Genomic DNA, 24,975 nt, shown 5'->3' with positions numbered 1-24,975 from the left:
CAGGAAGGCACGGTTGGCCCGGGCCGCGATGCGCGCCGCGGGGTACGACGTCGCGCGCGTCGGTGCTGTACGGGTCCTTGTTCACCAGCGTCGCCGTGTACGTGACCACGGTGCCCCGCGCCCCCGACGGGCTGACCGTGTCGATGCCGTGCATGTTGTTCAGCCGGTCGGCGAAGGCGGCAGCGCCCTCCTCCGACGGGGCGAACCCGCCGGTGCCCCGCAGCACGACCTGCACGCCGGCACTGCTCAGCGCCGGGAAGTCCGACTTGAGCGTCTCCACGGCCACCCGGGCGGGATCCCCCTCGGGCAGCACCCGCTCGTCGTTCTCGCCGAACTGCACGCCCCGGATCGGCGCGGCGAGCACGAGCAGGCCCGCGAGGATGGGCAGCGCCACGAGCACCGGGCGGCGCAGCACCAGCCGGGCGAGGCGGGCCCAGCCCGTACCCTCGGCGCCCGCGGCACGGGTGCGGCGCGGGAGGCGTACGGGCAGCTTGTCGACACGGTGACCCAGGACGGCCAGCAGCGCGGGCAGCAGGGTGAGCGACAGGATCGCCGCGAGCGCGACGGCCGCCAGGCCGCCGTAGGCGAGCGACTTCAGGAAGCCCTGCGGGAAGAGCAGCAGCCCGGCCAGCGCGGTCATGAGCAGGGTCGCCGAGAACACGACGGTACGCCCGGCCGTGCCCACGGTCCGGGCTACCGCCACCGCGGGCGCGGACCCGGCGGCCAGCTCCTCGCGGAAGCGCCCGACCATGAACAGCCCGTAGTCGATGGCCATGCCCAGCCCGAGCAGGCTGGCCACGTTGACCGCGAACGAGTTGACGTCGTGGGCGTGCGAGACGGCGTGGAGCACCCCGAGCGAGCCGAGCACCGCGCACCCGCCGACGAGCACGGGCAGTGCCGCGGCGACCAGCGAACCGAAGATGAACAGCAGCAGCACGAGCACGATCGGCAGCGAGACCGCCTCGGCGAAGGCCAGGTCGTCGGTGGACCGGCTCGCGGACGCGTCGGCCAGCGGTGCGGCGCCGGACAGCTGCACGTCCGTGCCGACCACGGCGAGGCGGTCCTTGATCTCCTGGTACGCCTTGAGCTTCGCCCCGTCGTCCGCCCCGGCGAGCGTGAGCACCATGACGGCGCTCTGTCCGTCGGCGGAGGCGTACTGCTTCGCGTGCTTCGGCCAGTAGCCGGTGGTGCCCGCGACGGCCGACGCCGGGAGCGCCGTCAGCGTGGTGGTCACCCGTCTGGTGAGGGCGGGGTCGGCGATCGACCCGGTGACGGGCCGGTACACCGCGACGACGTCCCCGGCCGTCGCCCCCAGCTCCCGCGTCACCACCTCGGTGGCGCGGCTGGACTCGCTGCCGGGGTCGCTGTAGCCGCCCTCGGTCAGCCGATCGAACACGCCCAGGCCCCACACCCCGGCGGCGGCGACCGCGACGAGCGCGACCGCCAGCACCGGCAGGCGGAACCGGGCCACCCAAGAACCCCACCCGGCGAACATTGTCCCCTTTTTCCAGTTGTGTCGTGCTCGCGGCGTGTGCGGGTCCCCACTCGCCCGGCCGCGGTGGTGCTCAGCGCAGCGTGGCCGCCTCGAGGGCGACGCCGCCGCAGTCGTCGTCGAAGGACGCGTCGGTGGTCCAGGTCAGATTGAGCTTGCCGGCCTTCGGCGCCCGGTACGTGATCACGTACGCCGTCGTGCCGAGGTTGTTCCCGCTCTGGGTGAACGTCGCGGTGCCCACCGGCCCGCCCGTGGACAGCCGGGCGGTGAGCTTGCCGCGGGCGGCGACCGCCCCGACGTACAGCTTGAGGGTGCGGCTGGTCGTCCCGGCCGGCGCCGACAGGGTGAAGCCGTTGCCCTTGTCGCAGGTGCGGATGCCGGTGGGCGTGCCGTCCGAGTGCTCGACCGGGCTGCCGCCGTCCCATTGGAAGCGCTGCGGGCTCAGGCCGTGCCGGAAGCGCGGCGCGGTCGGCGCGCCCTCGAGGATGGCGAAGCCGCCGCCGGACTTGCGCTCGAGCGAGAAGGTGCCCTCCTGCCCCCAGTGCACCCAGTCCCTGGTGCCCTCGGCGCCGAGGTCGACGAGCCCGGCGATGCCCGCGCGGGTCACCGAGACCGAGCCGGGGAAGGGCGTCGGCCGCTCCTTGCGCGACGGCGGGGTGGTGGTCGGGCGCGCCGACGGCGTGGTCGTCGTCGGCGTGGGCGTCGGCGTGTCGCTCTCGAGGGGGATCGGGAACTGCGAGGCGGGCGGCGGGTCGAGGGGCACGTCCGGGAGCGCCGGCGGCTGCGGCTGCGGCAGCTGCGCGGAGGTGTCGTCCTGGCCGAGGTGGCTGATGACGAAGCCGCCGGCGACCACGACGAGCACCCCGGCGAGGATGACGGTGGCCGGCAGCAGATAGTCGGTGAGGTGCCGGCGACGGTCCTCGAGCAGCGCCGCGGGAACGGCGTTGGCGCGGCGCCCGGTGGTCCGCCCGGTGTAGGGGTCCTCCGGCACCGCGTTCCTCCCGGTCGTGCTGATCGTCATCGGTGCAGTCGCCTGCGGGAGTACACGCTCTCACCTTCAGTGAGTGACGGAGAAGAGCGAATTGAGTAACCATCCCCTGTGGAGGAGTGGTGATCGGCGGTTCGGCGGAGAGTCACCGCGGGACGGCGAGTACCGTGTCCGAAGTTTCCCCCGTGTCCCCTCCCGAGCCGTCCGACAGGAGATCCCTACCGATGAGTGTCCAGGACAAGACCGCCGGCAAGCGCCGGAGCCAGGCGCTGCTGGGGGCGCTCGCGGGCGTCGCCGTCATCGTCGTGCTCGTGGCCGTCTTCGTCGGCATCCAGCTCTCCGGCGACGACGGGACCGACCCGGTCGCGGCGCCGGCCCCCAGCGCCCCGGCGGCCGCCGCGTCCGAGGCGCCGGCGGAGTCCTCGCCGGCGGTGCCGCCGGCGGGTGACCCGACCGCTCCCACGGGCGAGCTCGACCCGGCGCTGCAGCAGAAGCCCGAGGTCAAGGCCGGCGGCACCACCCGGCTCACCAAGCTGGTCGTCACGCCGATCATCGAGGGCAAGGGCCCGAAGGTGACCGCCGGGCAGACCATCCAGGCCAACTACATCGGCGTGACCTACGCCGACGGCAAGCAGTTCGACTCGTCCTGGGACCGCGGCCAGCCCGCCGTCTTCCCGGTCGGCGCCGGCCAGCTGATCCAGGGCTGGGACCAGGGCCTGGTCGGCGTGCCGGTGGGCAGCCGGGTGCAGCTCGACATCCCGGCCGAGCTCGGCTACGGCGAGAACCCGACCGGCGGCCAGCCCGGCGGCGACCTGCGCTTCGTCGTCGACATCCTCGCCGCGCAGTAGGTCAGTCCGGCACGATCCGCGCGAGCTCGGTGCGCGAGCGCACGCCCAGCTTGACGAACGCGTGCCGCAGATGGGTGCTGACCGTGTGCGGGGAGAGGAACAGCTCCTCGGCGATCTGCCGGTTGGTGTGCCCGGCCGCCACCAGCCGGGCCACCCTGGTCTCCGACTCGGTCAGCCCCGCCCAGCCGTTCCGCGGCCGGTGCGGGGCCCGGCGGCGCACCCCGTGCCGGCGCAGCAGCCCCCGCACCCGGGCCGCGTCGCGGTCGGCGCCCACGGCCGTCCACCGGTCGAGGGCCGAGTCCAGCAGCTCCAGCCCCAGCGGGCGGTCGGCCGCGAGCACGGCGGCGCCCGCGTCCTCGGTCACCCGGGCCCTCAGCAGCAGCCGCGGGTCGGCGGCGTGCAGGGCGACCGCCTCGGTCAGCCGCGCCGGGTCGGCGGTGAGCACCCCGCTCGCGTGGCACAGGGCGGCGGCGACGACCGGCTCGCCCGCGTGCCGGCGTGACTCGTCCGCCAGCCGCTCGACGGCGGCCTCCGCCCGCTCCCGCAGGCCCGCGCGCAGCAGCAGCCGGACCAGCGTGGCCACGTCGGCGTGCTCGGCGAGGACGACGACTCGCACGCAGCCGGCGTACGGCTCGTCCATCCGCTCGTCCGGCGTCCAGTCCCCGGGCGGCGAGCCGGCGGCCTCGTCCAGCAGGGCGCGCAGCCATTGCCCGCGGCCGTGCCAGCCCGGGGCGCTCTCCGCGCTCATCCGGGCGGCCGCCGCCCGCGCGACGGCCATGCCGGCCTGGTCGCCGCGGTGCAGGGCGACCAGGCCGAGGATCCGGGCGGCGAAGTGCAGGAAGTGCCGGGAGCCGAGCTCGTACGACATCGCCTGGATCGCCTCCGCCTCGGCGCGCGCCTCGTCGAGCCGCCCGGCGCGCAGGAGGATGCGCGCCCGCAGCACCGACCACAGCCGCGCCGTGGCGAGCTGACCGTCCCGTTGCGCGAGCCGGGCGCCCTCGTCGGCCAGGCGCCGGGCGTCGTCGAGCCGGCCGCTCGCGTCGAGCATCATCGCCTTCCACGTGTCCGGCAGCCAGAGACCGCGGGCGCCGGCGAGGGCGCTGCGCCGCCGCAGGGCCTCGTCGGCGGTCCGCAACCCCGCCGCCCAGTGGCAGCCGTGGAAGTCGGCGACGGCCGTGGCCGTCAGCACCGCCGAGGTCACGAGCGGGTCGGCGACGGCGGGTGCGGCCCGGGCGGCGGTGCGTGCCTCGCCGGGGCGGCCGCCGATGCTCAGGGCGGTGGACAGGGAGGCGTACAGGCGGGCGCGGAGGTCGTCCGGCAGCCCGTCGTAGCTCAGGGCCTCGCGGCACAGCCCCGCGGCGTGGTCCGGATCCGACGGCATGAGGACGTCGGCGAGCAGCTGGCGCAGCCGGGCCGTCGTGATGCGGTCGAGCGCCGGGCTGTCGTACCGGCGGAACAGCTCGGTCGCCTCGGCGATCCGGCCGGCGAGGACCAGATGGGTGACGGCGTCGACGAGCAGCGCGTCCCGGGCCGGATCGCCGGGCCGGGCCAGGCCGAGGGCGTGCGAGCTGAGCTGGGCGGCCACCGCGGGGGCACGCTCGACGATCTCGGCGGCGGCCCGGCGCAGCAGGGCGATGCCGTCGCTGTCGCCGGGCCCGGCGGTCTGCAGCACCAGCGCGGCGACGTCCGCGGCCGGGGTGCCCGCGGCCAGGCTCACCTCGACGGCCTGCCGGCGCAGCGCCCGGCGCAGGGGGCCGGGCAGCCCGGACTCGACCGCGTCGCGCACCAGGTCGTGCCGGAACGCCAGCCGGTCGCCCTGCTCCGCGAGCAGGTCCGCGTCCAGGACCTCCCGCAGCGGCGCGAGGAGAGCGGCGGGGGAGCGGCCGAGCATCCGGGCGAGCTGATCGGCCGTGCAGGAGCGGCCGAGGACGGACGCGAGCTCCACGGCCGATCGGCCGTCGGGGGACAGGGCGCCGACCCGCGCGCGGATCGCGTCGCGGAACCGCTGGGGCACCCGGCCGGTGCTCAGCTCCGCCACACCGTCCCGGAGCCGGACCGCCCGCTCGTCCCGGAGCCCGTGCAGCAGGTGGTGGAGCAGGAGCGGATTGCCGTGCGTCCCGGCCAGCATCTCGCTCAGGCGCTGATCGGGCCGGCCGCCGAGGACGTCCCGCGCGACCTCGGCCACGGCGGCGGGGTGCAGGGGCGCCAGCCGCAGGAGCCCGGCACCCTCGCCACCAGCCGGGGCCGGGGGCCGCAGCGCGAGCACCCAGAGCACCGGGTCGGCCGCCAGCCGCCGGGCGAGGGCCCGCACCGCGCCGGCGGTGGCGAGGTCGGCCCAGTGGAAGTCGTCGAGCACGATCAGGACGGGCGTCGCGAGGGCGGCCCGCTCCAGCCCCTCGTGCAGCCCCTGGACCAGCCAGAAGCCGGTGTCGCGGCGCAGCACGGCCGGGTCGGCGGGCGGATCGCCGCCGGTGGTGAGCGTGTCGAGCAGCAGCCACGCGGGCATCCCGAGCGCGGCGGCCTGCCCGGCGCCGGCGAAGACCCGCACGGCGGGCGGGGCACCGGCCGTCGCCTCGGCGAGCAGCCGGGTCTTGCCCGAGCCCGCCGGGCCCTCGACGACCAGGACGCCGCCGGTGCCGCCGGCCAGCAGCTCGATGCGGCGGCGGAGGACGGCCAGCTCGGCCTCCCGGCCGCGGAGCGGATGCGGGCCGCGCGCTGTCATCGCGTCTCCCGGCCACAGGCTCGGCGCCGGCCGCCACGACACGGCCGGGCCTCGGATGCGGCACAGGATAGCGGCCCGGCGCGCGGATCCGCGAGAGCGCATGCCGGGTCAGGTCGCGGGCACGAACCGGCGGACGGCCCAGACGTGGAAGCCCAGGCCGATGCCCCAGGCGACGATCGACCACAGGGGCCAGAAGAACTTGTCCGGGGTGGCAGCCCACCACGTGACGACCTGGGCGACATTGGCGAGGAGATACCAGAGGACGTGGATGCGCAGCCAGATGCGCTGCTGGGCGGGGGTGAGGGTCGCGGTGCGTGTCATGGCTCCCATCGGACCAGGGCCGGCGCCGCGGGACATCGCACGTCCTGACGACTTTTGCCCCGGTCCGATGTGGACGCACGACATCCGTTGATCGGCTTCATTCGGCGGGCTCTGTCGCGCAGCCGACAGATCCCGGCGGGCCGGGTTTCCATGCTGCCCTGAGGGGGCCGCCCGGGGGAGGCGGCGGGAAAGCGGGGTTCCCATGCGCCGGTTGCTCGTCATCTCGCTCGTGGCCGCGGGGCTCACCGTGCCCGGCGCCGCACCGGCCGCGGCGGACGCCTGCGCCCCGCTGGTCAATCCGATCGCCTGCGAGAACACCCGGCCCGGGACGCCCGCGAGCACGTGGGACGTGTCCGGCGCCGGAAGTGCGAGCCTGCAGGGCTTCAGTACGCAGATCAGCGTCGACGCCGGCCGGACGGTCGACTTCAAGATCAGGTCCACGGCCGCGTCGTACCGCGTCGACATCTACCGCATGGGCTACTACGGCGGCAACGGTGCCCGGCTCGTCGCCACGGTGAACCCGGTCGGGCGGCAGACCCAGCCCGCGTGCCAGAGCCAGGCGGCCACCGGCCTGGTCGACTGCGGCAACTGGGCGGTCTCCGCGTCGTGGCAGGTGCCCGCCACGGCCGTCTCCGGCATCTACTTCGCCCGGCCCACCCGCACGGACGGCACCTCGGGGGCGAGCCACATCCCGTTCGTGGTGCGCGCCGACGCGAGCCGCTCGGACCTCGTCTTCCAGACCTCCGACACCACCTGGCAGGCCTACAACCAGTACGGCGGCAACAGCCTGTACGTGGGTTCGCCCGCCGGCCGCGCGTACCAGGTGAGCTACAACCGGCCGTTCGGCACCCGCGGCACCGGGGCCGAGGACTTCGTGTTCAACGCCGAGTACCCGATGGTCCGCTGGCTCGAGGCCAACGGCTACGACGTCAGCTACATCGCCGGCGCCGACACCGACCGCGCCGGCGCCCTGCTGCGCAACCACAAGGTGTTCCTGTCGGTCGGCCACGACGAGTACTGGTCCGCCCAGCAGCGGGCGAACGTGGAGGCCGCCCGGGACGCCGGCGTGCACCTGGCCTTCCTCAGCGGCAACGAGGTGTTCTGGAAGACCCGCTGGGAGAACGACCACCGGACGCTGGTCACCTACAAGGAGACCCACGCCGACGGCAAGATCGATCCCAGCCCGGCGTGGACCGGCAGCTGGCGGGACCCGCGGTTCAGCCCGCCCGCCGACGGCGGCCGCCCGGAGAACGCGCTGACCGGCACGATCTTCAAGGTCAACGCGGGCACGGTCAGCCTGCGGGTGCCCGCCGCGGACGGCAAGATGCGGTTCTGGCGCGGCACCAGCGTCGCCACGCAGGCCGCCGGCGCCACCGCGACCCTGGGCTCCGGCACGGTCGGCTACGAGTGGGACGAGGACGCCGACAACGGGGTACGCCCCCGCGGGCTGATCAGGTTGTCCACGACCAGCGCGTCCGGGCTCGACGTGCTGCAGGACTACGGGTCCACGTACGCCACGGGCAGCGCGACCCACCACCTGACGCTCTACCGCGTACCCAGCGGTGCCCTGGTCTTCGGCGCCGGAACGGTCCAGTGGTCCTGGGGCCTCGACAGCTCCCACGACCGCGGCTCCGGGGCGGCCAGCACCCCGATGCGCCAGGCCACGGTCAACCTGCTCGCCGACATGGGCGTCCAGCCGGGCACCCTGCAGGCCGGGCTGACCGCGGCCACGGCCTCCACCGACAGCACCGGACCGGCGGCGACGATCGATCCGCTGACCGCACAGGTGGGCTCGCCGGTCACCGTCTCCGGCACGGCGACGGACACCGGCGGGGGCGTGACCGGCGGCGTCGAGGTCTCCACCGACGACGGGATTACCTGGCACCCGGCCGAGGGGCGCGGCACCTGGACGTACGGGTGGCGGCCGGGCAGCACGGGGACCACCACCGTCCGGGTGCGGGCGGCCGACGACAGCGGCAATGTCGGGCCCGACGCGTCGCGGGTGGTGACGGTCGGCGCGCGTACCTGTCCGTGCAGCGTCTGGGGCCCGGACGCCGTGCCCGCGACCCCGGCCGACCCGGACACCGCCGGCACGGAGGTCGGCACCGGGTTCCGCACCGACGTCGCGGGCCGGGTGACCGCGATCCGGTTCTACAAGAGCGCCACCAACACGGGTACGCACGTCGGCCACCTGTGGTCCGCCGACGGCACCCCGCTGGCGAGCGTCACCTTCACTGGCGAGTCGGCGTCCGGCTGGCAGCAGGCAACCCTCGCCACGCCGGTGACGCTGGCCCCGGACACGCCGTACGTGGTCTCGTACTACGCGCCGAACGGCCAGTACGCCGCCGACGTCGGCATGTTCGCCGAGGGCGGCATCGACAACGCCCCGCTGCACGCGTCCCAGGGCTTCTACCGCTACGGGACCGGCTTCCCGGCCGAGGTGTGGGAGAACGCCGGCTACTACGCCGACGTCGTCTTCGAGGCCCAGCCGTGAAGCTCCTCGCCGTCCTGCTGCTCGCCGCCGGCCTGCTCGCCGCCCCGGCCCCGGCCGCCGCCGCCCCCTGCCCGTGCACGATCTGGCCCGCCACGGCGGCGCCCGCCACCCCGGCCGACCCGGACACCGCCGCCGTCGAGCTCGGCGTCAAATTCCGCTCCGACACCGACGGGTACGTGACCGGGGTGCGCTTCTGGAAGAGCACCGCCAACACGGGTACGCACGTCGGCCGCCTCTGGTCGTCGACGGGCACCGCGCTGGCGACGGTGACGTTCACCGGCGAGTCCGCGTCCGGCTGGCAGACGGCCACGTTCGCGAATCCCGTGGCGATCAGCGCCGGCACCACCTATGTCGCCTCCTACTACGCCCCCAACGGCCGGTACGCCACCGACGAGGGCACCTTCGCCACGGCCGGCGTCGACAACGCCCCGCTGCACGCCCTGCGCGACGGGCAGGACGGCGCCAACGGCGTCTACCGGTACGGCACCGGGGGCGGCTTCCCGGCCGAGACGTGGCAGTCGGCGAACTACTGGGTCGACGTCGTCTTCGACACCATGGCCACCGACACGATCGCGCCGACCGTGACGAGCCGGACCCCGGCGCCCGGGGCCGTGGCCCCGGCGACGACCACCGTCAGCGCCACCTTCAGCGAGCCCGTCGCCGGCGCCGTGCTGACGGTCGCCGGGGTGCCGGGCACGACCGGCTACGACCCGGCGACGCTGACGGCCACGTTCACGCCGTCGGCGCCGCTGGCGTGGTCGAGTGCGTACACGGTGACCGCGAGCGGGGCCACCGACCCGGCCGGCAATGTCATGACCCCGGCCACCTGGAGCTTCACCACGTCGGCGCCGCCACCGCCGCCGCCCGACCAGGGCCCCGGCGGCCCGATCCTCGTCGTCCGGCCGGCCGCCGGGTTCACGCCGTTCCTCGCCGAGGTGCTGCGCACCGAGGGCCTCAACGAGTTCGCCACGGCCGACCTGTCCACGGTCACCGCCGCCACGCTGAGCCAGTACGACATCGTGCTGCTGGGCCGCAGCGTGCTCTCGGGCGCGCAGGCCACCATGTTCCGCACCTGGGTCGAGGGCGGCGGCAGACTGATCGCCTTCCGGCCCGACGTCCAGCTGACCGGGCTGCTCGGCCTGACCGGACCGAACAACGTCTCCCTCGACGGCCACCTCCAGGTCGACACCGCCCAGCCGCCCGGCACGGGCATCACCGGCCAGGCGATCCAGTACCACGGCGCCGCCGACCGCTACGGGCTCAACGGCGCCCGCCCGATCGCCATGCTGTCGGACGGCGGCGGCCCGGCGGTGACCCTGCGCGAGGTGGGCAGCAACGGCGGGCAGGCCGCGGCGTTCACCTACGACCTGGCGTACTCGCTGGTGCTCACCCGGCAGGGCAACGTCAACTGGGACGGTCAGGAACGCGACGGCGTCTCGCCGCGGCGCTCCGACGACCTGTTCTACGGCGGCGCCGGCGACTCCGACTGGATCGACCTCACCAAGGTCGCGGTGCCGCAGGCCGACGAGCAGCAGCGGCTGCTGGCCAACCTGATCCGCGAGATGACCCGGGACCGCACGCCGCTGCCGAGGTTCTGGTACTTCCCGCGCAGCCTCAAGGCGGTCGTCGTCGCGACCGGGGACGACCACGCCACCGGCGGCACGGCGGGTCGCTTCGACCAGTACGCCGCCAACAGCCCGGCCGGCTGCTCGAACGATGCCTGGGAGTGCGCCCGCTACACCTCCTACGTCTTCCCGGCCACGCCGCTGTCCAACAGCCAGGCGACGGCCTACCAGGCGCGCGGCTTCGAGGTCGCCCTGCACGTCACCACGAACTGCGCCGACTACACCGCCACGTCGATCGCCGGCTTCTACCGCACCCAGCTGGCCACGTGGCGCGCGAAGTACGCCGGCGTGCCCGCGCCGGTCACCAACCGGACGCACTGCATCGCCTGGTCGGACTGGTCGAGCCAGGCGAGCACCGCCGCGGCGAACGGCATCCGGCTCGATACCAACTATTACTTCTGGCCCGGCCCGTGGGTCGCCGACCGGCCCGGCTTCATGACCGGCTCCGGCATGCCGATGCGCTTCGCCGCCACGACGGGCGCGCTCATCGACGTCTACCAGGCCGCGACCCAGATGACCGACGAGTCCGGCCAGACGTACCCGTTCACCGTCGACGCGCTGCTCGACCGGGCACTGGGCGCGGAGGGCTACTACGGCGCCTTCACCGCGAACATGCACACCGACCTCGCCACCGAGCACGAGAGCGACGAACTGCTCGCCTCCGCCCAGGAGCGCGGCGTGCCGGTGATCTCCGCCCGGCAGCTGCTGACCTGGCTCGACGGGCGCAACGGGTCGTCGTACTCGGACATCTCCTGGTCCGGGCAGAGCCTGTCCTTCACGGTGCACGTGGGCGCGGGCGCCACCGGGCTGACCGGCATGGTGCCCACGGCGGGCCCGGGCGGGCGGGGGCTGACCGCGCTGGACCGGGCGGGGACCCCGGTCGCGTACACCCGGACGACGATCAAGGGTGTCGAGTACGCCATGTTCCCCGCCGCGGCCGGCGCCTACCTCGCGTCCTACGGGACCACCGCCGCCCCGGCCCGCGCGTCCGCCCCGCGACCGGTTCCCGCCGCGTCCGACGATGCCTCCCCGGTCGCCTCGGACGTGTCGGTGACGCCGTGGCCGGACGGCACCGCGACGGTGTCGTGGGCCACGAACGAGTCCGCCGCCGCGACCCTCCTCATCGGCGCGACGCCGGACGCCCTCACCACCTGGCCGGCCGACCTGCGCGGCCGCGAGCACCGCGCGGTCGTGACCGATCTGGAGCCGGACGCGACCTATCACTACCGCATCCGCAGCACCGACCCGGCCGGCAACGTCACCCTGTGGCCGCCGGCGGACCGGCCCCCGGCCTCGTTCACCGCGTCGGCGCTGGGCGTGGCCGACCACTCCGTCGCGGGCCAGGGCGCCGGCCGCCCTTACGGCGTCACCGTCACCGAGGACGGCGTCCAGGGCCCCGGCACCCTGACCTCCCGGGTGCTGGACGCGGGCCGGACCGTCACCTGGGACCGGCTCGTCCACCGGGCGTCCGGCGGGCCGGTGCAGCTCCTCGTCCGTACGGGGAGCACCCCGGTCCCCGGCCCCGGCTGGACGGACTGGGCCCCCGAGGTCTCGGGCCGCTCCCGCTACGCCCAGTACCGCGCGGTCCTCCCCGCCGGCGCCACCTTGCACGGCACCGGCATCACCAGCGACGCCCAGCCGCTCGACACCCCGGACGAGACCGGCGGCTGACCCGTGCGGCCGGGCGGCTACAGCTCGCGGACGACGACGTCGGCCTGGCGGGCGGCGCCGGGGCGGGCGGGCTGCTCCTCGACGGTCCACTTGAGGTCGCGGAGGGCGGTCAGCACCTCGTCCACGGTTGCCGGGGCCGCGCCCGCCGAGGCCAGGGAACGGACGATGCGGCCCTTGGTGGCCTTGTTGAAGTGGCTCACGATCGCGCGCTTCGGCGTACCGTCGACGATCTTCTCGTGCAGGACCCGCAGCGCGACCGCCTGCGGGCCCGGCGCCCACATCGCGGCGTAGGCGCCGCTGCGCAGGTCCAGGACCGGGCCCTGGTCCGGCATGGCGGCGGTCAGGGCCTTCTTCCAGTACGGGGTCAGCCCGCCCAGCCCGGGCAGTGTCACCCCGGCCGAGCAGCGGTACGCGGGGATCCGGTCGGTGAGGCGCACCACGCCCCAGAGCCCGGAGAACACGACGGCCCGCTCGTCGACCCAGGCGCGCGCCGGCCCGGACAGCCCGGCGTGATCGAGCGCCTCGTAGAGCACCCCGGAGTAGACCTCGGCGGCGGGCGCCGCGGGCGCGGTGGCGAGCGTGGCATTGCGGTCGAGCTCGGCGCGCTGTCCGGCGCTCAGCCCCAGGACCGCCAGCGAGTCGGCGACCGCCTTGGCGCTGGTCCGCCTGCTCAGCGCGACGAGCTTGCCGAGCACCCGCCTGCGGGCGGGGGCGAGGCGGGGGAGCCAGAGCGCGGCCGGGTCGGCGGGGTCGCCGGCGGCCGGGGCGGACTTGCCCTCGGAGGGCGGGAGCAGAATGAGCACGTCCGCAGACGCTACCGCTCGGCGGCTCCGGCCAGGGCGTCGGCCACGGAGGGATAGACCTGCAGCGCGTCCGCGAGGCCGACGGTCCGCAGCAGGCCGTGCAGCCATTCGCTCGGGGAGGCCAGGCGCACCCAGCCGCCGACCGCCTGGGCCCGGTTGTGCGCGACCACGAAGGCGCTCAGGCCGGTGGAGTCGCAGAACTCCACGCCGGCCAGGTCGACCACGACCCGGGGCACCGGCCGGTCGAGGACCTGACCCAGGGTGGTGTCCAGGACGGGCGCGGAGTCCAGGTCGAGATTGCCACGGACGGTCACCACGACCGAGTCGTCCGGGTTGCCGATGACGCTCACGTGCACCGGGGCCTCCTGCCGTCGCCGCGCTGGGAGACCTCTCCCTGCCCACTCAGGGGCGGCTCGGAACCTGCGGGACGGTGATCGTTGTGCGGACCGTCGCCTGGTCGATCTCGGTGGTGCGGACCGTGAAGCTCACCTCGTACGTGCCGGGCAGCGGGAACGTCAGCGCGCCCATCGCGTCGTTACGCGGCGTGAGCGGCAGCATGGGCGCGGAGACCGGCTCGAGGTCCTGGTCCAGCAGCCGGGTCGTCACGGTCCACTCGGGCGCCGCGAGGGGCTTGCCCTCCGGCGTGTACGTGAACGCGTGCACCGTGTTGTTCTCGCCCACCTCGACGGGATAGACGTCGTACTGCAGGGTGAACAGGTCCGAGGTGAGCGTCGAGGACACGCCCTTGGTCGCCGGGGCCGTCCGGTCGGCGACGACGCTGCGCCCGGGCGTGGTCTGCACGAGCACCGCGCTCAGGCCGAGCACCACCACGGTGGCGCCGACCTCGATGCCGACCGAGCGGCGCAGCGCCCCGGGCCCGGCCGTGACGACCCGCGAGCGCTGGACGAAGCGGCGGGCCAGGGCGGCGACGCCCAGCACGGCGGCGAGGACGGCGACCTTGGCGAGCAGCAGGCGCCCGTACGCCGTGGTGGCCAGCGCCCCCACCGAGCCGACCTGGACGACGGCCTGGACCACCCCCGCGCCGGCCAGCCACACCACGGCCAGCGCCGCCCACCTCGACCACGCCGGCAGGATCCTGCCCAGCACCCGCGGGTGGGCCCGGCGCAGCAGGAAGACCGACAGGGTGACCAGGCCCCCGAGCCAGACCGCCATGGCCGCGATGTGCACCACGTCGGCGGCGACGACCACCCCGCGCAGCGGCGACTCGTTGGCGTGCCCGGTCAGCGGCCAGGTGGCGAAGCCGCCCGCGGCCAGGGCCAGGAGGAGCAGCGCGCGGGGACGGGACGCCGTGCCGCGCAGGACGGGCGGGAGCAGGGCGGCGGCCGCGGCGAGGACGGCGAGCCGGGCGCACAGGGCCAGGCCGAACGGGCTCGCCAGCACATCGGCCAGCTCCGTCACGGAGACGTCCCACAGGGCGGCGCCGCTGGTGGCCGGCGCCTGCGTCCACAGCTGGCCCAGCGTCGCCCCGGCGGTGAGGAGCAGGCCGGCGCGGACCAGCCGGACCGGCCCCCGGCGGGAGAGCGTGCGGGGCCACAGGAGCGCGAGCAGGAGCGCCGGGCCGACGGCCAGGGTCAGGCCGGCGTACCCGAAAAAGCGCAGGATCGGACCCGCGGCCTCGACCGACGGGTGCACCCCGGCCGGGTCGGCCTCGGCGGGACGCTCGGAGGGGGCCCCGACCGAGAAGGTCATCGCGCCGCCCACCGGGTGGCTGTCCGCGGAGACGATGCGATAGCTCACCAGGTACGTGCCCAGCGGCCGGTCGGCCGTGCGGAGCCGGATGCGCAGCAGCGGGCCCTCGGCGCGCACGTCCCCGGTGATGCGCTTGCCGTCCGGGGCGAGCACCTGCGTGCGGCTCGGCACGGCACCGATGTTCTCGGTGAACCGGATCACGACCTCGGCCGGCGCGGTCCGGACCACGCTGCCCGGCTCCGGGGACGCCGTCGTGAGCGCCGCGTGCGCGCTCGCCGGGGCCGCCGGGAGCAGGATCAGGCCCAGTCCCACCAGCAGCAGCATCACGACGCGGCGCACCCGCGGACCCCCTGTCACCTTCTGTAGTTCGGATCCGGGAGGCAAAAGGTTCAAGCCGCTTACCTCCAGCGGGAGCAGGGTAGGGCACAGATACGATCCGGACAGCTCCCACGTCCGCCCAGGAGGCACCCGATGTCCGTCCACCCCCGCGCCGGCCAGCCCGCCGAACCCGCCGACCTCATCGACGTCCCCCGGGTCATCTCGCGCTACTACACCGAGCATCCGGACCCCGCGGTCGCCGGGGAGAAGGTCGCCTTCGGCACCTCGGGCCACCGGGGGTCCAGCCTCAAGCAGGCCTTCAACGAGGACCACATCGCCGCCACCAGCCAGGCCATCGTCGAGTACCGCCGGGACCAGGGCACCGACGGCCCGCTCTACCTGGGCCGCGACACCCACGCGCTGAGCGAGCCGGCCATGGTCACGGCGCTCGAGGTCTTCGCCGCCAACGACGTGACCGTGCTGATCGACAGCCGCGACGGCTACACGCCGACGCCGGCGGTGTCGCACGCCATCCTGACCTACAACCGGGGGCGCACGAGCGGGCTGGCCGACGGCGTCGTGGTCACCCCGTCGCACAACCCGCCCGCGGACGGCGGCTTCAAGTACAACCCGCCGTCGGGCGGCCCCGCCGACACCGACGCCACCCGGTGGATCCAGGACCGGGCGAACGCGCTGATCGCGGGGGGCCTGAAGGAGGTCCGGCGCGTGCCCGCCTCCCGGGCGCGGACCTCCGACCTGGTCTCGGGCTACGACTTCCTGGCCACGTACGTGGACGACCTGCCCTCCGTGATCGACATCGAGGCCATCCGCACCGCCGGGGTGCGCATCGGCGCCGACCCGCTGGGCGGCGCCTCGGTGGCGTACTGGGGGGAGATCGCCGAGCGGCACGGCCTGGACCTGACCGTGGTCAACCCGCACGTCGACCCGACCTTCGGCTTCATGACGCTCGACTGGGACGGCAAGATCCGGATGGACTGCTCGTCGCCGCACGCGATGGCGTCCCTGATCCGGCAGAAGGACAAGTTCCAGCTGGCCACGGGGAACGACGCCGACGCCGACCGGCACGGCATCGTGACCCCGGACGCCGGCCTGATGAACCCCAACCACTACCTCGCGGTGGCCATCTCCTACCTGTTCCGCAACCGCAGTGGCTGGGGCGACAGCGCGGCGATCGGCAAGACGCTGGTGTCCAGCTCGATGATCGACCGGGTGGCCGCCGACCTGGGCCGCAAGCTCGACGAGGTCCCGGTGGGCTTCAAGTGGTTCGTGCCCGGGCTGCTCGACGGCTCGGTCGCGTTCGGCGGCGAGGAGAGCGCCGGCGGCTCCTTCCTGCGCCGCGACGGCAGCCCGTGGAGCACCGACAAGGACGGCATCCTGCTCGACCTGCTGGCCTCCGAGATCCTCGCGGTCACCGGCCGGACGCCCAGCCAGCACTACGCGGACCTGACCGGGCGGTTCGGCGCGCCCGCGTACGCCCGGATCGACGCCCCCGCCACGCCGGACGAGAAGGCCGTCCTGGGCAAGCTGAGCCCGTCCCAGGTCAGCGCCAAGGAGCTGGCCGGCGAGCCGATCACCGCCGTGCTCACCACGGCGCCCGGCAACGACGCCCCGATCGGCGGCCTCAAGGTCGTGACCGAGTCGGGCTGGTTCGCCGCCCGCCCGTCCGGCACCGAGGACGTCTACAAGATCTACGCGGAGTCCTTCCAGGGCGAGGACGCCCTGGCCCGCATCCAGGAAGAAGCCCGCGCGGTCGTCTCCGCCGCGCTCAAGGGCTGATCAGCTTTCGCTCAGTTTTCCCGGGGCGGCGCCGACGTGAGTTGAGTCGGGTATCGCCAGCCTCGGGAGAACTGCGCCCTCATGACCGCTCGCCTGCGTCCTGCCCCGGGCGTTCTGCCCGCCCTGGTCGCCCTGGCCGCCGCCGCGGGCGTCCTCGCCTGGCTGCTGGCCGGGCAGCCGGGGCCGGCGCTGGCCGGGTACGCGGGCGGGCCGGTCGCCATGGCCGCGGCCTTCGTCACCTGCCGGAGCCTCGGCGCCATGATCGTCGTGGCGCGGCCGGTCCGGGACTTCTGGCGCATGTGCGCGAACGCCGCCCTCTGCGTCGCGGGGGGCTCGATCGTGGCGTTCTGGTTCCCGACGCACATGCACGGGCTGTCCCCGTACGTGGCCGGGCCGATGCTGCTCGGTGTCGTGTTCTTCCTCCTGGCGTTCGTCCGGCTGCCCCGGGAGCCGCGCTCGCTGCCGCAGTGGGCGCAGGTGCTGATCGACAACCTGATCGTGGCCGTCGCCGGCACGCTGATCTTCTGGTACCTGCTGCACGAGCACGGGCGGGCCGGCGCCGACCCGGCCGTCGAGCGCGGCACCGCCGCTGTGGGCGTCGGCTGCCTCATCTCCGTCGTGGTGATCTGGCGGGCCGCCATGACGCCCGCCAGCGTGGTGAACCCCCGCGCGCTGCTCCGGCTCGCCGGCGCCCCGGTCACGGCCGCGGCCGCCACGATGGCCCTGATCGTCGGCGGCGCGGGGCTGCTGTGGGTGTCGGTGCTGGCGGTGCCGCTGATCGGGGTCACCATGTGTCTCGGGGCGTACCGGCAGCGGCAGGCGCTCGCCCGGCCCGCCCACGCCCATGCCCCCGCCGCCCCGGCGCAGCGCCGCAAGGGCCTGCGGGACGCGCTGCCCGGCGCCGCCCTCGTCGCCGTCGCCACCGCGGTCGTCTTCGCCTCCGCCCGGGACCTGGGCTGGCACCAGCGGTTCATGATCATCGGGGTGGTGGCGCTCGCGGCCTGCATCGTGGCCCGGCAGCTGCTCGGCCTGCGCGCCGAGGACCGCCTGCTCGACGAGGTACGCCGCCAGCAGCAGGACATGGCCCGCCGCGCCGAGCTCGACCCGCTCACCGGGCTCGCCAACCGCGCCCGCTTCAGCGCCGTGCTCGCCGAGCGCGTCGAGCGGCACGAGCCCGCAACCGTCCTGCTCGTGGACCTCGACGACTTCAAGAGCATCAACGACACCATGGGGCACGCGATCGGCGACCAGCTGCTCTACGAGGTGGCGCAGCGGCTCGGCGGGTTCTCGGCCCGGCTGGGCGGCGACGAGTTCGCGGTGCTGCTGGACTCGGACGACCCCGGCGTCACCGGGCAGGCGGCCGCCGCGCTGCTGGCCGAGCTCGCCGTCCCGTACGGCGTGGGGGAGCACCTCCTGCTCGCCAACGCCAGCATCGGCGTCGCCACGGCCGGCCCGGGCGACACCGCCGGCGAGGTGCTGCGCAACGCGGACATCGCCATGTACCAGGCCAAGGAGGCCGGCAAGGCGGGCTGGACCCGCTTCGAGCCGCGCATGCGCCAGGAGGTCGTCGACCACGCCCGCCTCGGCAGCGAGCTGCACAACGCCATCCTGCGCCGCGAGCTGCACCTGGTCTACCAGCCCGTCTTCGACCTCACCACGGGCCGCATGGCCGGCGCCGAGGCCCTGGTCCGCTGGCGCCACCCGGTCCGCGGCATCGTGTCGCCCGCCGACTTCATCCCGGTCGCCGAGCGCTCCGGCCTGATCGTGCCGCTGGGCTCCTGGGTCCTGCGCGAGGCCTGCGAGCAGCTCGCCGCCTGGCAGCGCGCGCACGGCGCCGCGGCCATCCGCTCGATCAACGTCAACGTCGCCGCCCGCCAGCTGCGCGAGTCCGGCTTCGTCGACGAGGTCGCCGCCGTGCTCAGCGAGACCGGCCTGCTCCCCGCCAACCTCGTCATCGAGGTCACCGAGTCCTCGGTCATCGAGGGCCGCGGCGTCCGCGACACCCTGCAGGCCCTGCACGACCTGGGCGTCCGCCTCGCCCTCGACGACTTCGGCACCGGCCAGTCCAGCCTCAGCCTGGTCCGCGCCTTCCCCGTCGACGTCCTCAAGCTCGACAAGTCCTTCGTCGACGGCATCTGCGAGGGCGCCGACAAGGGCCGCCTCGCCGTGGCCGCCGCCGTCGCCCAGCTCGCCGAGTACCTCGACATGTACACCGTCGCCGAGGGCATCGAGGACGCCGCCCAGCTCGACCGCCTGCGCCGGATGGGCTACCGCCTGGGCCAGGGCTACCACCTGGCCAAGCCGCTGCCCCCCGACGAGATGGCCGCCCTCATGCTCGCCAACGCCCGCGCCGTCCCCGTCTGATCAGTCGGCCGGGCGTAGCAGCGGCAGCTTGCCGAGGACGCGGCGGCAGGCGTCGCGCTCGACGGCCGTACTGGCCAGGAGGTGGACCTTGCGCAGCGGGCCCGGCCGCGCGGTGAGATGGTCGACGGCCGCACCGGCCATGACCTGCGCGGTCGGGCCGGGGGAGCCGCCCCCGCTGCCCGCCCCGAGCAGCGGGAACAGGATCGTCGCGGCGCCCAGCTCCTCGGCCGCGAGCAGGGCGTTCGTGACGCACCGGCCCAGGTCGGCGACCGGGCGGTAGCCCTCGCCCGGCTCCCCGCGCACGGCCGCCACGTGCACGACGTGCCGGACGCCGTTGCGCGCCGTCAGGTTGCCGGCGCCCGTGACCACCGCGGTGCCCGCGGCGACCGGCCGGCGCCCCGCGACCGCCGCCTCCAGCTCGTCGGCGATGCGATCGGCGACGACCCGGTCCGAGCCGTCCCGGTCCGCGCCCAGGAACCGGATCACCGCCGACACCGAGCTCTCCTCGACCCGCGCCATGCGCATCTGCGTGTTCTCCGAGTTCACCCACACCTCGGCGCACGTCACCCGGCGCAGGTCCCCGGTGATCACGACCAGCTCCGCGGTGGCGTTCGCGACCCGGTAGCGGAAGGTCTCGCTGTACGGCAGGATGGCCGGCCGCGACCCGCCGCCGACCGGCCCGTCCGCCCGGTGGTCCGCGATCCGCTCCCACGCGTCCAGCCACGGGCGCAACTCCGCGCCGCCGATCCCGAGCGCGCGCAGGATCTCCTCGTACACGTCGGCCGGGCACAGCCGCAGCCCGCGCAGATAGGGGTCCAGGGTGCTCGGCGCACGCCCCGTCCGGGCGGCGATGTCCCGCACCGAGCGCTGCACCTGCCCGGGCCGCGCGGCCCGCCGCCGCAGCCGGGTGAAGGCGTCGGCCAGATCGTCGAGTGTGTGCAGCGTGGCCGGATCCGGCCCCCGGGCACCGTCGGTCATGCCTCCATTGTGGGTGACCCGCGCCCGTCCGGACATTCGCGGACACCCGCGGACACCTGGAACACCGGCCACGCGGCCCGCCCGCGCCCGATCCTCGGAGCACAGGACCTTCCCCCGCACGAGGAGACACCGATGCCGACGCACCGACCCGCCGACGACCTGGCGCTCACCATCCTCCGCTGGCTCATCCTCCTCCTGATCCAGCACGACGAATGGTGATCATCGTCATCATGGTGCCGCTCCCCCTCCCGGCACCGGACCCCGGCCCCTGGCACGCCCTCACCGGCCGCGAACAGGCGGTGGCCCGCCTCGCTGCCCAGGCCCTCACCAACCAGCAGATCGCCCGCCGCCTGGGCATCACCACCCACACCGTCAACTTCCACCTGCGCCAGGTCTACGCCAAGCTCGGCATCGACTCCCGCGTGAGCCTCGCCCGGCACCTTCCGGACGGGTGATCAAGGCCCCGTGCGGGCATGGGATGACGCCATGACAGCGCTGACCTTCGCCGCCTGCCGCGCCGCCGCCCGCGCGGTCCGCGCCGCCGAGCACGGCCGGCAGGCGGCCCGGGTCGTCCGCCCGCGCAGCGTCCTCGGTCTCGTGCGGTCGCGCGGCCCGATCAGTCTGCTCCTCTACGTGGCGTCGGCGGAGAATCGCCTCGTCCACCTGGGACCCGGCAGCTTCGCGCTCCTCGAGCGCCCGCACTCCGCCCAGCTGCCACTGGCCGCACGCGGGCGCCTCCGCCTGCGCCTGCTCCGCCTGATCGACCGGCGCTGGGACCTCCTGCTCTTCGCCGTCCCGCCCGTCGCCGCGCTGCTGGTGGCGGCCGCGCTCGCCGCGGTGTCGCGGCTGCGGGACGAGCGCCCGTCCTGGGCGGTCGTCGCGTTCGCCCTGGCCGCGATGCTCTGGGCCGGGGTCTTCCTGACCGCGCAGGCCGTCACCGAGTCGGCCTGGTTGCGCCGGACGCTGGGCCGCCGGCCACGCTCCCGCGACGAGCTCGCGGCCGAGTCCCTCCCGGGCTGGACCTGGTCGATGCCGCTGTGCCACCACACCGGACCCGGCGACGGCCGCAAACTGCTGCACACCGCCGGCTTCACCATGGAGGATCTGGTCCGGCGCGAGGCGGGCGCGCTGGCCGGGCAGGCCGGCGCGGAGCTGACCTCGGCCCGCGTCCGGAGGGTCCTCGTCTGCCTCACGCAGGGCGTGACCACGCAGGCCATGCGCCGGGTGGTGGCCGAGACCCTCGACCAGCCGGACGGGCCGGACAGCCGCGTGGCACTGCGCCGCCCACCCGATCGGACCGAGCAAGCCGACGCCCCCGTCCCGGCGGGCGGCAGCTTCTTCCTGTTCTGGCTGGCCGGCCTCGCCGCCATCACCGCGCTGCTCGCCCTCGTCGTCGCACCCACCGAGCGGCAGGCGTGCGGCGACCTCTGCGCCGGCCGACCGGCCACCTATCCCGACGCGCTGCGCTGGCTGGCGTGGCGGCTGCTGTGGCAGGACGCCCCCGGTCTCACGCCCGGCACGCTGCGCACCCAGGCGCTCGGCTGGCTGCTCACCGTCGCCGAGCTGATGACCGTGCCGGTCGGGTGGACCGCCGTCAAACTGGCCCGGGACCGGCAACAGCGCGTGCACGACGACTACCAGGAATGGGCCGAGATGCCGATGACCCGGGTGTTGCTGCTGACCGTGACCAAGACCGAGCAGGACGCCGTCCTGGCCGCCGTGCGCCCGATCACCGGCAAGGAACCCGTGATCGACTTCCGCAACCCCGTGGTCCTCCATGACCTGGGCGCGATCGGCCGGACCACGCTCGCCCTGGCCCGCTGCGCCCGGCAGGGCGCGGGCGCACCCGGCGGCGCCCAGTCCACGGCGGCCGCCGCCATCCGCCAGTGGGAGCCGGACGTGATCATCATGGTGGGCACCTGCTACGGACTGCGCAAGAGCGAGGACTCCCCGCTGCGGCTCGGCGACATCATCCTGGCCACCCAGGTGCACGACCTCGACCACACCATCGCGCACGAGGACCGCACGGAGCGCCGCGGGGACGTGGTGGGGCCACGGCCGGCGCTGGTGAGCCGCCTGCAGGCCGCCGAGACCAGCTGGTCCGGCGCTCCCGTCCGGTCCGGGTCGCTCCTGTCGGCGCAGACGCTGGTCAACTCGAGAGCGCTGCTGGACAGCCTGCTGCGGGAGTACAGCCGGGCCTTCGGCGGAGAGATGGAGGCCCACGGGCTCTACGCGGCCGCCGCCGACGCCGGGGTGCCGTGGGCCGTCGTCAAGGCGATCTCCGACTGGGGCGTGGACCGGGACAGGTTCTACGAGCCGGAGCTCGCCGCGGCGAACGCGGCGGGCTTCGTCGCCCATGCCGTCGGGCTCGGGGCGTTCGACGATCCGGGGACGAAGGGCGGGCCGGCGGGAAGGTGATCGCCGCCGGCCCGGCCCGATCAGGCGTCGATCTCCTTGCGGTCGTCGGTGGCCCAGAGGGTGTGGAACGAGCCGTCCTTGTCGACCCGGTGGTACGTGTGGGCGCCGAAGAAGTCGCGCTGGCCCTGGATCAGGGCGGCGGGGAGGCGGGCCGCGCGCAGGCCGTCGTAGTAGGCCAGGGCGGAGGCGAAGCCCGGGGCGGGGATGCCCTGGGCGGCGGCGGTGGCGACGACGCGGCGCCAGGCCTCCTGGGCGCCGGAGACGGCGTCGAGGAAGTAGTCGTCGACCAGGAGGGTGGCGAGGTGGGGCTGCTTGTCGTACGCCTGCTTGATGTAGTCGAGGAACTTGGCGCGGATGATGCAGCCCGCGCGCCAGATCTTGGCCATGGCGCCCGGGTCGATCTCCCAGCCGTACTCGGCGCTGGCGGCCTGGATCTGCTGGAAGCCCTGGGCGTAGGCGACGATCTTGGAGGCGAAGAGCGCCTGCTCGACGTCGGCCCGCAGGTCGCCGGCGTGCGTGCCGGCCTGGGCGGACGGGCCCGGGAGCTGGGCCGAGGCCGCCGCGGCGCGCACGTCGGTGCCGCCGGACAGGGCGCGGGCGAAGACGGCCTCGGCGATGCCGCTGACCGGTACGCCCAGGTCGAGGGCCGCCTGCACGGTCCAGCGGCCGGTGCCCTTCTGCTCGGCGGCGTCCTGCACGATGTCGACGAAGGGCTTGCCGGTGGCCGCGTCGGTCTGCTGGAGGACCTCGGCGGTGATCTCGATCAGGTACGAGCCCAGGCGCCCGGAGTTCCAGCCGCGGAAGATGTCGGCGATCTCGGCGGGTGAGTGGCCGCCCGCCTGGCGGAGCAGGTCGTACGCCTCGGCGATGAGCTGCATGTCCGCGTACTCGATGCCGTTGTGCACCATCTTGACGAAGTGGCCGGCGCCGTCCGGGCCGACGTGCACGCAGCACGGCTCGCCGTCGACCTTCGCGGAGATGTCCTCCAGCAGGGGGCCGAGGGCCTCGTACGACTCCTTCGACCCGCCCGGCATGATGGACGGCCCGTGCAGCGCGCCCTCCTCGCCGCCCGACACGCCGGTGCCGACGAAGTGCAGGCCGCGTTCCTTGAGGGCGGCCTCACGGCGGCGGGTGTCCGCATAGTGGGCGTTGCCCGCGTCGATGAGCATGTCGCCCTCGTCGAGCAGCGGCGCGAACTCGTCGATCACGGCGTCCGTGGCCTTGCCCGCCTTGACCATGATGATGACCCGGCGCGGCTTCTCCAGGCTCGCCACGAAGTCCTCGGCCGACTCGGCCGGCAGGAACGTGCCCTCGTGGCCGAACTCCTTCACCAGCTCCTCGGTGCGCTGGTAGCTGCGGTTGTGCACCGCGACCGTGTGGCCGTGACGCGCGAAGTTGCGGGCCAGGTTGCGCCCCATCACCGCCAGGCCGGTGACGCCGATCTGTGCCTTCTCCGACATGAACGTCCCTCCTCCACGCGGACGGCGGGAACCCCCGCGCTCCCGCCTGTCCGCAAGCCGTCTGGCCCATTGTTACGGATGAGACACGCCGCCGGTTCGATCGAGCGCGGTGCGGCGGGAGGAGAAGATCGGGCCGGCGGTAGTCTCAGGCGCGTGAAGCGCGGCGAGATCTGGACCATCGGCAGCCGCACCGACCTGCGCTACCGGGTCCTCGTGCTCTCGGCCGACACCTACAACGACCGGTCGAACGCGTCCCCGTTCTGTGCGCCCATCGTGCGCCAGCGGGGGGTGACGGAGCTGCCGCCCTATGCGGTGGCGCTCACCGAGCAGGATCCGATCACGGGAGTCGTCGTGGTCAACCGCATGCGGCGGCTGCCGGCGTCGATCGGGGCGGAGCGCATCGGCATGGTCACGGGAGCCAGCATGTCGCGGCTCACGGAGGCGATGAAGGCGCTCTTCGAGCTGTAGAAACAGCGAGAGCGGCGCGGGAAGGGCCACCGAGCGTGACCGCCGGTGTAGGACACGGCGGCCGGAGCGGGTGGCAGATCCGGCTTCAGAACATGGTCAGGCGGCGTTGCTCAGGCCGGCGTACGACCCGTTGAAGAACAGCAGCGGGGAGACCCCGGGGTTGCTGTCGAGCTCGACGACCCGCCCGATGGTCAGGTAGTGGTCGCCGGCCTCGACCTCGCGCTCCAGCTCGCAGTCGATCGACGCGAGCACCCCGTCGAGGATCGGGCTGCCCGTGCGGCCCGGGGTCCACGACACGCCGGCCCACTTGTCGGTGCCGGTGCGGGCGAACTGCTCGCACAGCGGCCGCTGGCTCGCCTCGAGGATGTTCACGCAGAACGACCCGGTGTCGCGGATCCGCGGGTACGACGTCGAGGTCCGCGCCGGCGAGAAGGCGATCAGCGGCGGGTCCAGCGACAGGCTGAAGATTCGTGTTCCTGCCCGGCTACCGGTTCCCCG

General features: G+C 74.7%; 19 protein-coding genes. 9 read left to right on the top strand and 10 right to left on the bottom strand.

Going from position 1 to position 24,975, the window contains the following annotated elements; all coding sequences use genetic code 11:
- Window positions 1-1,471, bottom strand: a 1,471-nt coding sequence (locus RBH18_RS32540; protein WP_306214303.1) for an MMPL family transporter, incomplete at its 3' end; no start/stop codon positions are given.
- Window positions 1,472-1,565: 94 nt separating this feature from the next.
- Entirely contained in the window at window positions 1,566-2,513 is a 948-nt protein-coding gene (locus RBH18_RS32535; RefSeq protein WP_306214302.1) for a hypothetical protein, read from the bottom strand.
- A gap of 191 nt (window positions 2,514-2,704) precedes the next feature.
- On the opposite strand from RBH18_RS32535, the gene RBH18_RS32530 reads away from it, so the two are divergent.
- Window positions 2,705-3,328, top strand: a complete 624-nt coding sequence (locus tag RBH18_RS32530; protein ID WP_306214301.1) for an FKBP-type peptidyl-prolyl cis-trans isomerase — start codon at window positions 2,705-2,707, stop codon at window positions 3,326-3,328.
- Window position 3,329: 1 nt separating this feature from the next.
- Here RBH18_RS32530 and RBH18_RS32525 read toward each other — a convergent pair whose 3' ends face one another.
- The gene (locus RBH18_RS32525; protein WP_306214300.1) at window positions 3,330-6,050 is read right to left on the bottom strand and encodes a helix-turn-helix transcriptional regulator; all 2,721 of its coding nucleotides are present in this window, start codon (window positions 6,048-6,050) and stop codon (window positions 3,330-3,332) included.
- A 108-nt stretch (window positions 6,051-6,158) separates the two neighbouring features.
- Complete coding sequence (locus RBH18_RS32520; protein WP_306214299.1) at window positions 6,159-6,371, bottom strand: 2TM domain-containing protein; 213 nt, start codon at window positions 6,369-6,371, stop codon at window positions 6,159-6,161.
- 202 nt (window positions 6,372-6,573) lie between these two features.
- Between RBH18_RS32520 and RBH18_RS32515 the strand changes: the two genes are divergently transcribed.
- Together RBH18_RS32515 and RBH18_RS32510 are read left to right on the top strand one after the other, a co-directional pair.
- Entirely contained in the window at window positions 6,574-8,865 is a 2,292-nt protein-coding gene (locus tag RBH18_RS32515; protein ID WP_306214298.1) for a N,N-dimethylformamidase beta subunit family domain-containing protein, read from the top strand.
- Window positions 8,862-12,161: a DUF4082 domain-containing protein gene (locus RBH18_RS32510; RefSeq protein WP_306214297.1), complete on the top strand. Its 3,300-nt coding sequence runs from the start codon at window positions 8,862-8,864 to the stop codon at window positions 12,159-12,161. Before RBH18_RS32515 ends, RBH18_RS32510 begins: the two co-directional genes overlap by 4 nt.
- Window positions 12,162-12,178: 17 nt before the next feature.
- Here the strand turns inward: RBH18_RS32510 and RBH18_RS32505 are convergent, their stop codons facing one another.
- The 3 genes from RBH18_RS32505 to RBH18_RS32495 are packed head-to-tail and all read right to left on the bottom strand — an operon-like array spanning window position 12,179 to window position 15,013.
- Window positions 12,179-12,964, bottom strand: coding sequence for a YaaA family protein (locus tag RBH18_RS32505; RefSeq protein WP_306214296.1), 786 nt, complete (start codon window positions 12,962-12,964; stop codon window positions 12,179-12,181).
- 11 nt (window positions 12,965-12,975) lie between these two features.
- Window positions 12,976-13,320 (bottom strand): STAS domain-containing protein, encoded by a 345-nt coding sequence (locus RBH18_RS32500; RefSeq protein WP_306214295.1) that lies wholly within the window; start codon window positions 13,318-13,320, stop codon window positions 12,976-12,978.
- A 46-nt stretch (window positions 13,321-13,366) separates the two neighbouring features.
- Entirely contained in the window at window positions 13,367-15,013 is a 1,647-nt protein-coding gene (locus tag RBH18_RS32495) for a copper resistance CopC/CopD family protein (protein ID WP_306214294.1), read from the bottom strand.
- A 132-nt stretch (window positions 15,014-15,145) separates the two neighbouring features.
- Between RBH18_RS32495 and pgm the strand changes: the two genes are divergently transcribed.
- Together pgm and RBH18_RS32485 are read left to right on the top strand one after the other, a co-directional pair.
- Complete coding sequence (gene pgm / locus RBH18_RS32490; protein WP_306214293.1) at window positions 15,146-16,789, top strand: phosphoglucomutase (alpha-D-glucose-1,6-bisphosphate-dependent); 1,644 nt, start codon at window positions 15,146-15,148, stop codon at window positions 16,787-16,789.
- Window positions 16,790-16,870: 81 nt separating this feature from the next.
- Complete coding sequence (locus RBH18_RS32485; protein ID WP_306214292.1) at window positions 16,871-19,153, top strand: putative bifunctional diguanylate cyclase/phosphodiesterase; 2,283 nt, start codon at window positions 16,871-16,873, stop codon at window positions 19,151-19,153.
- Here RBH18_RS32485 and RBH18_RS32480 read toward each other — a convergent pair whose 3' ends face one another.
- Window positions 19,154-20,131: a macro domain-containing protein gene (locus RBH18_RS32480; protein ID WP_306214291.1), complete on the bottom strand. Its 978-nt coding sequence runs from the start codon at window positions 20,129-20,131 to the stop codon at window positions 19,154-19,156. It lies immediately after the preceding gene.
- A 9-nt stretch (window positions 20,132-20,140) separates the two neighbouring features.
- On the opposite strand from RBH18_RS32480, the gene RBH18_RS32475 reads away from it, so the two are divergent.
- From RBH18_RS32475 to RBH18_RS32465, 3 genes are read left to right on the top strand one after another with little or no spacing between them, the layout of a single operon-like run.
- Window positions 20,141-20,350 carry a hypothetical protein gene (locus RBH18_RS32475; protein ID WP_306214290.1) on the top strand — a complete coding sequence of 70 codons (210 nt, stop codon included), beginning with the start codon at window positions 20,141-20,143 and terminating at the stop codon, window positions 20,348-20,350.
- Between the two features lie 11 nt (window positions 20,351-20,361).
- Window positions 20,362-20,586, top strand: a complete 225-nt coding sequence (locus RBH18_RS32470; protein ID WP_306214289.1) for a helix-turn-helix domain-containing protein — start codon at window positions 20,362-20,364, stop codon at window positions 20,584-20,586.
- A 31-nt stretch (window positions 20,587-20,617) separates the two neighbouring features.
- The gene (locus RBH18_RS32465) at window positions 20,618-22,549 is read left to right on the top strand and encodes a phosphorylase family protein (RefSeq protein ID WP_306214288.1); all 1,932 of its coding nucleotides are present in this window, start codon (window positions 20,618-20,620) and stop codon (window positions 22,547-22,549) included.
- A 20-nt stretch (window positions 22,550-22,569) separates the two neighbouring features.
- Here RBH18_RS32465 and gndA read toward each other — a convergent pair whose 3' ends face one another.
- Window positions 22,570-24,009, bottom strand: a complete 1,440-nt coding sequence (gene gndA, locus RBH18_RS32460; RefSeq protein ID WP_306214287.1) for an NADP-dependent phosphogluconate dehydrogenase — start codon at window positions 24,007-24,009, stop codon at window positions 22,570-22,572.
- Window positions 24,010-24,162: 153 nt separating this feature from the next.
- Between gndA and RBH18_RS32455 the strand changes: the two genes are divergently transcribed.
- Window positions 24,163-24,477: a type II toxin-antitoxin system PemK/MazF family toxin gene (locus RBH18_RS32455; protein ID WP_305784506.1), complete on the top strand. Its 315-nt coding sequence runs from the start codon at window positions 24,163-24,165 to the stop codon at window positions 24,475-24,477.
- A gap of 96 nt (window positions 24,478-24,573) precedes the next feature.
- Here RBH18_RS32455 and RBH18_RS32450 read toward each other — a convergent pair.
- A partial coding sequence (locus RBH18_RS32450) for a flavin reductase family protein (RefSeq protein ID WP_306214286.1) occupies window positions 24,574-24,975 on the bottom strand: 402 nt, incomplete at its 5' end.

Origin of the sequence: Actinoplanes oryzae (assembly GCF_030757795.1) — a bacterium.
Taxonomy (GTDB): domain Bacteria; phylum Actinomycetota; class Actinomycetes; order Mycobacteriales; family Micromonosporaceae; genus Actinoplanes.
This window is presented reverse-complemented; position numbering and strand designations above follow the sequence as displayed.

Coding starts and splice junctions, on each gene's coding strand:
- RBH18_RS32535 (WP_306214302.1), bottom strand. CDS start 2,513: ATGACGATCAGCACGACCGGGAGGAACGCGGTGCCGGAGGACCCCTAC.
- RBH18_RS32530 (WP_306214301.1), top strand. CDS start 2,705: ATGAGTGTCCAGGACAAGACCGCCGGCAAGCGCCGGAGCCAGGCGCTG.
- RBH18_RS32525 (WP_306214300.1), bottom strand. CDS start 6,050: ATGACAGCGCGCGGCCCGCATCCGCTCCGCGGCCGGGAGGCCGAGCTG.
- RBH18_RS32520 (WP_306214299.1), bottom strand. CDS start 6,371: ATGACACGCACCGCGACCCTCACCCCCGCCCAGCAGCGCATCTGGCTG.
- RBH18_RS32515 (WP_306214298.1), top strand. CDS start 6,574: ATGCGCCGGTTGCTCGTCATCTCGCTCGTGGCCGCGGGGCTCACCGTG.
- pgm (WP_306214293.1), top strand. CDS start 15,146: ATGTCCGTCCACCCCCGCGCCGGCCAGCCCGCCGAACCCGCCGACCTC.
- RBH18_RS32485 (WP_306214292.1), top strand. CDS start 16,871: ATGACCGCTCGCCTGCGTCCTGCCCCGGGCGTTCTGCCCGCCCTGGTC.
- RBH18_RS32480 (WP_306214291.1), bottom strand. CDS start 20,131: ATGACCGACGGTGCCCGGGGGCCGGATCCGGCCACGCTGCACACACTC.
- RBH18_RS32470 (WP_306214289.1), top strand. CDS start 20,362: ATGGTGCCGCTCCCCCTCCCGGCACCGGACCCCGGCCCCTGGCACGCC.
- RBH18_RS32465 (WP_306214288.1), top strand. CDS start 20,618: ATGACAGCGCTGACCTTCGCCGCCTGCCGCGCCGCCGCCCGCGCGGTC.
- gndA (WP_306214287.1), bottom strand. CDS start 24,009: ATGTCGGAGAAGGCACAGATCGGCGTCACCGGCCTGGCGGTGATGGGG.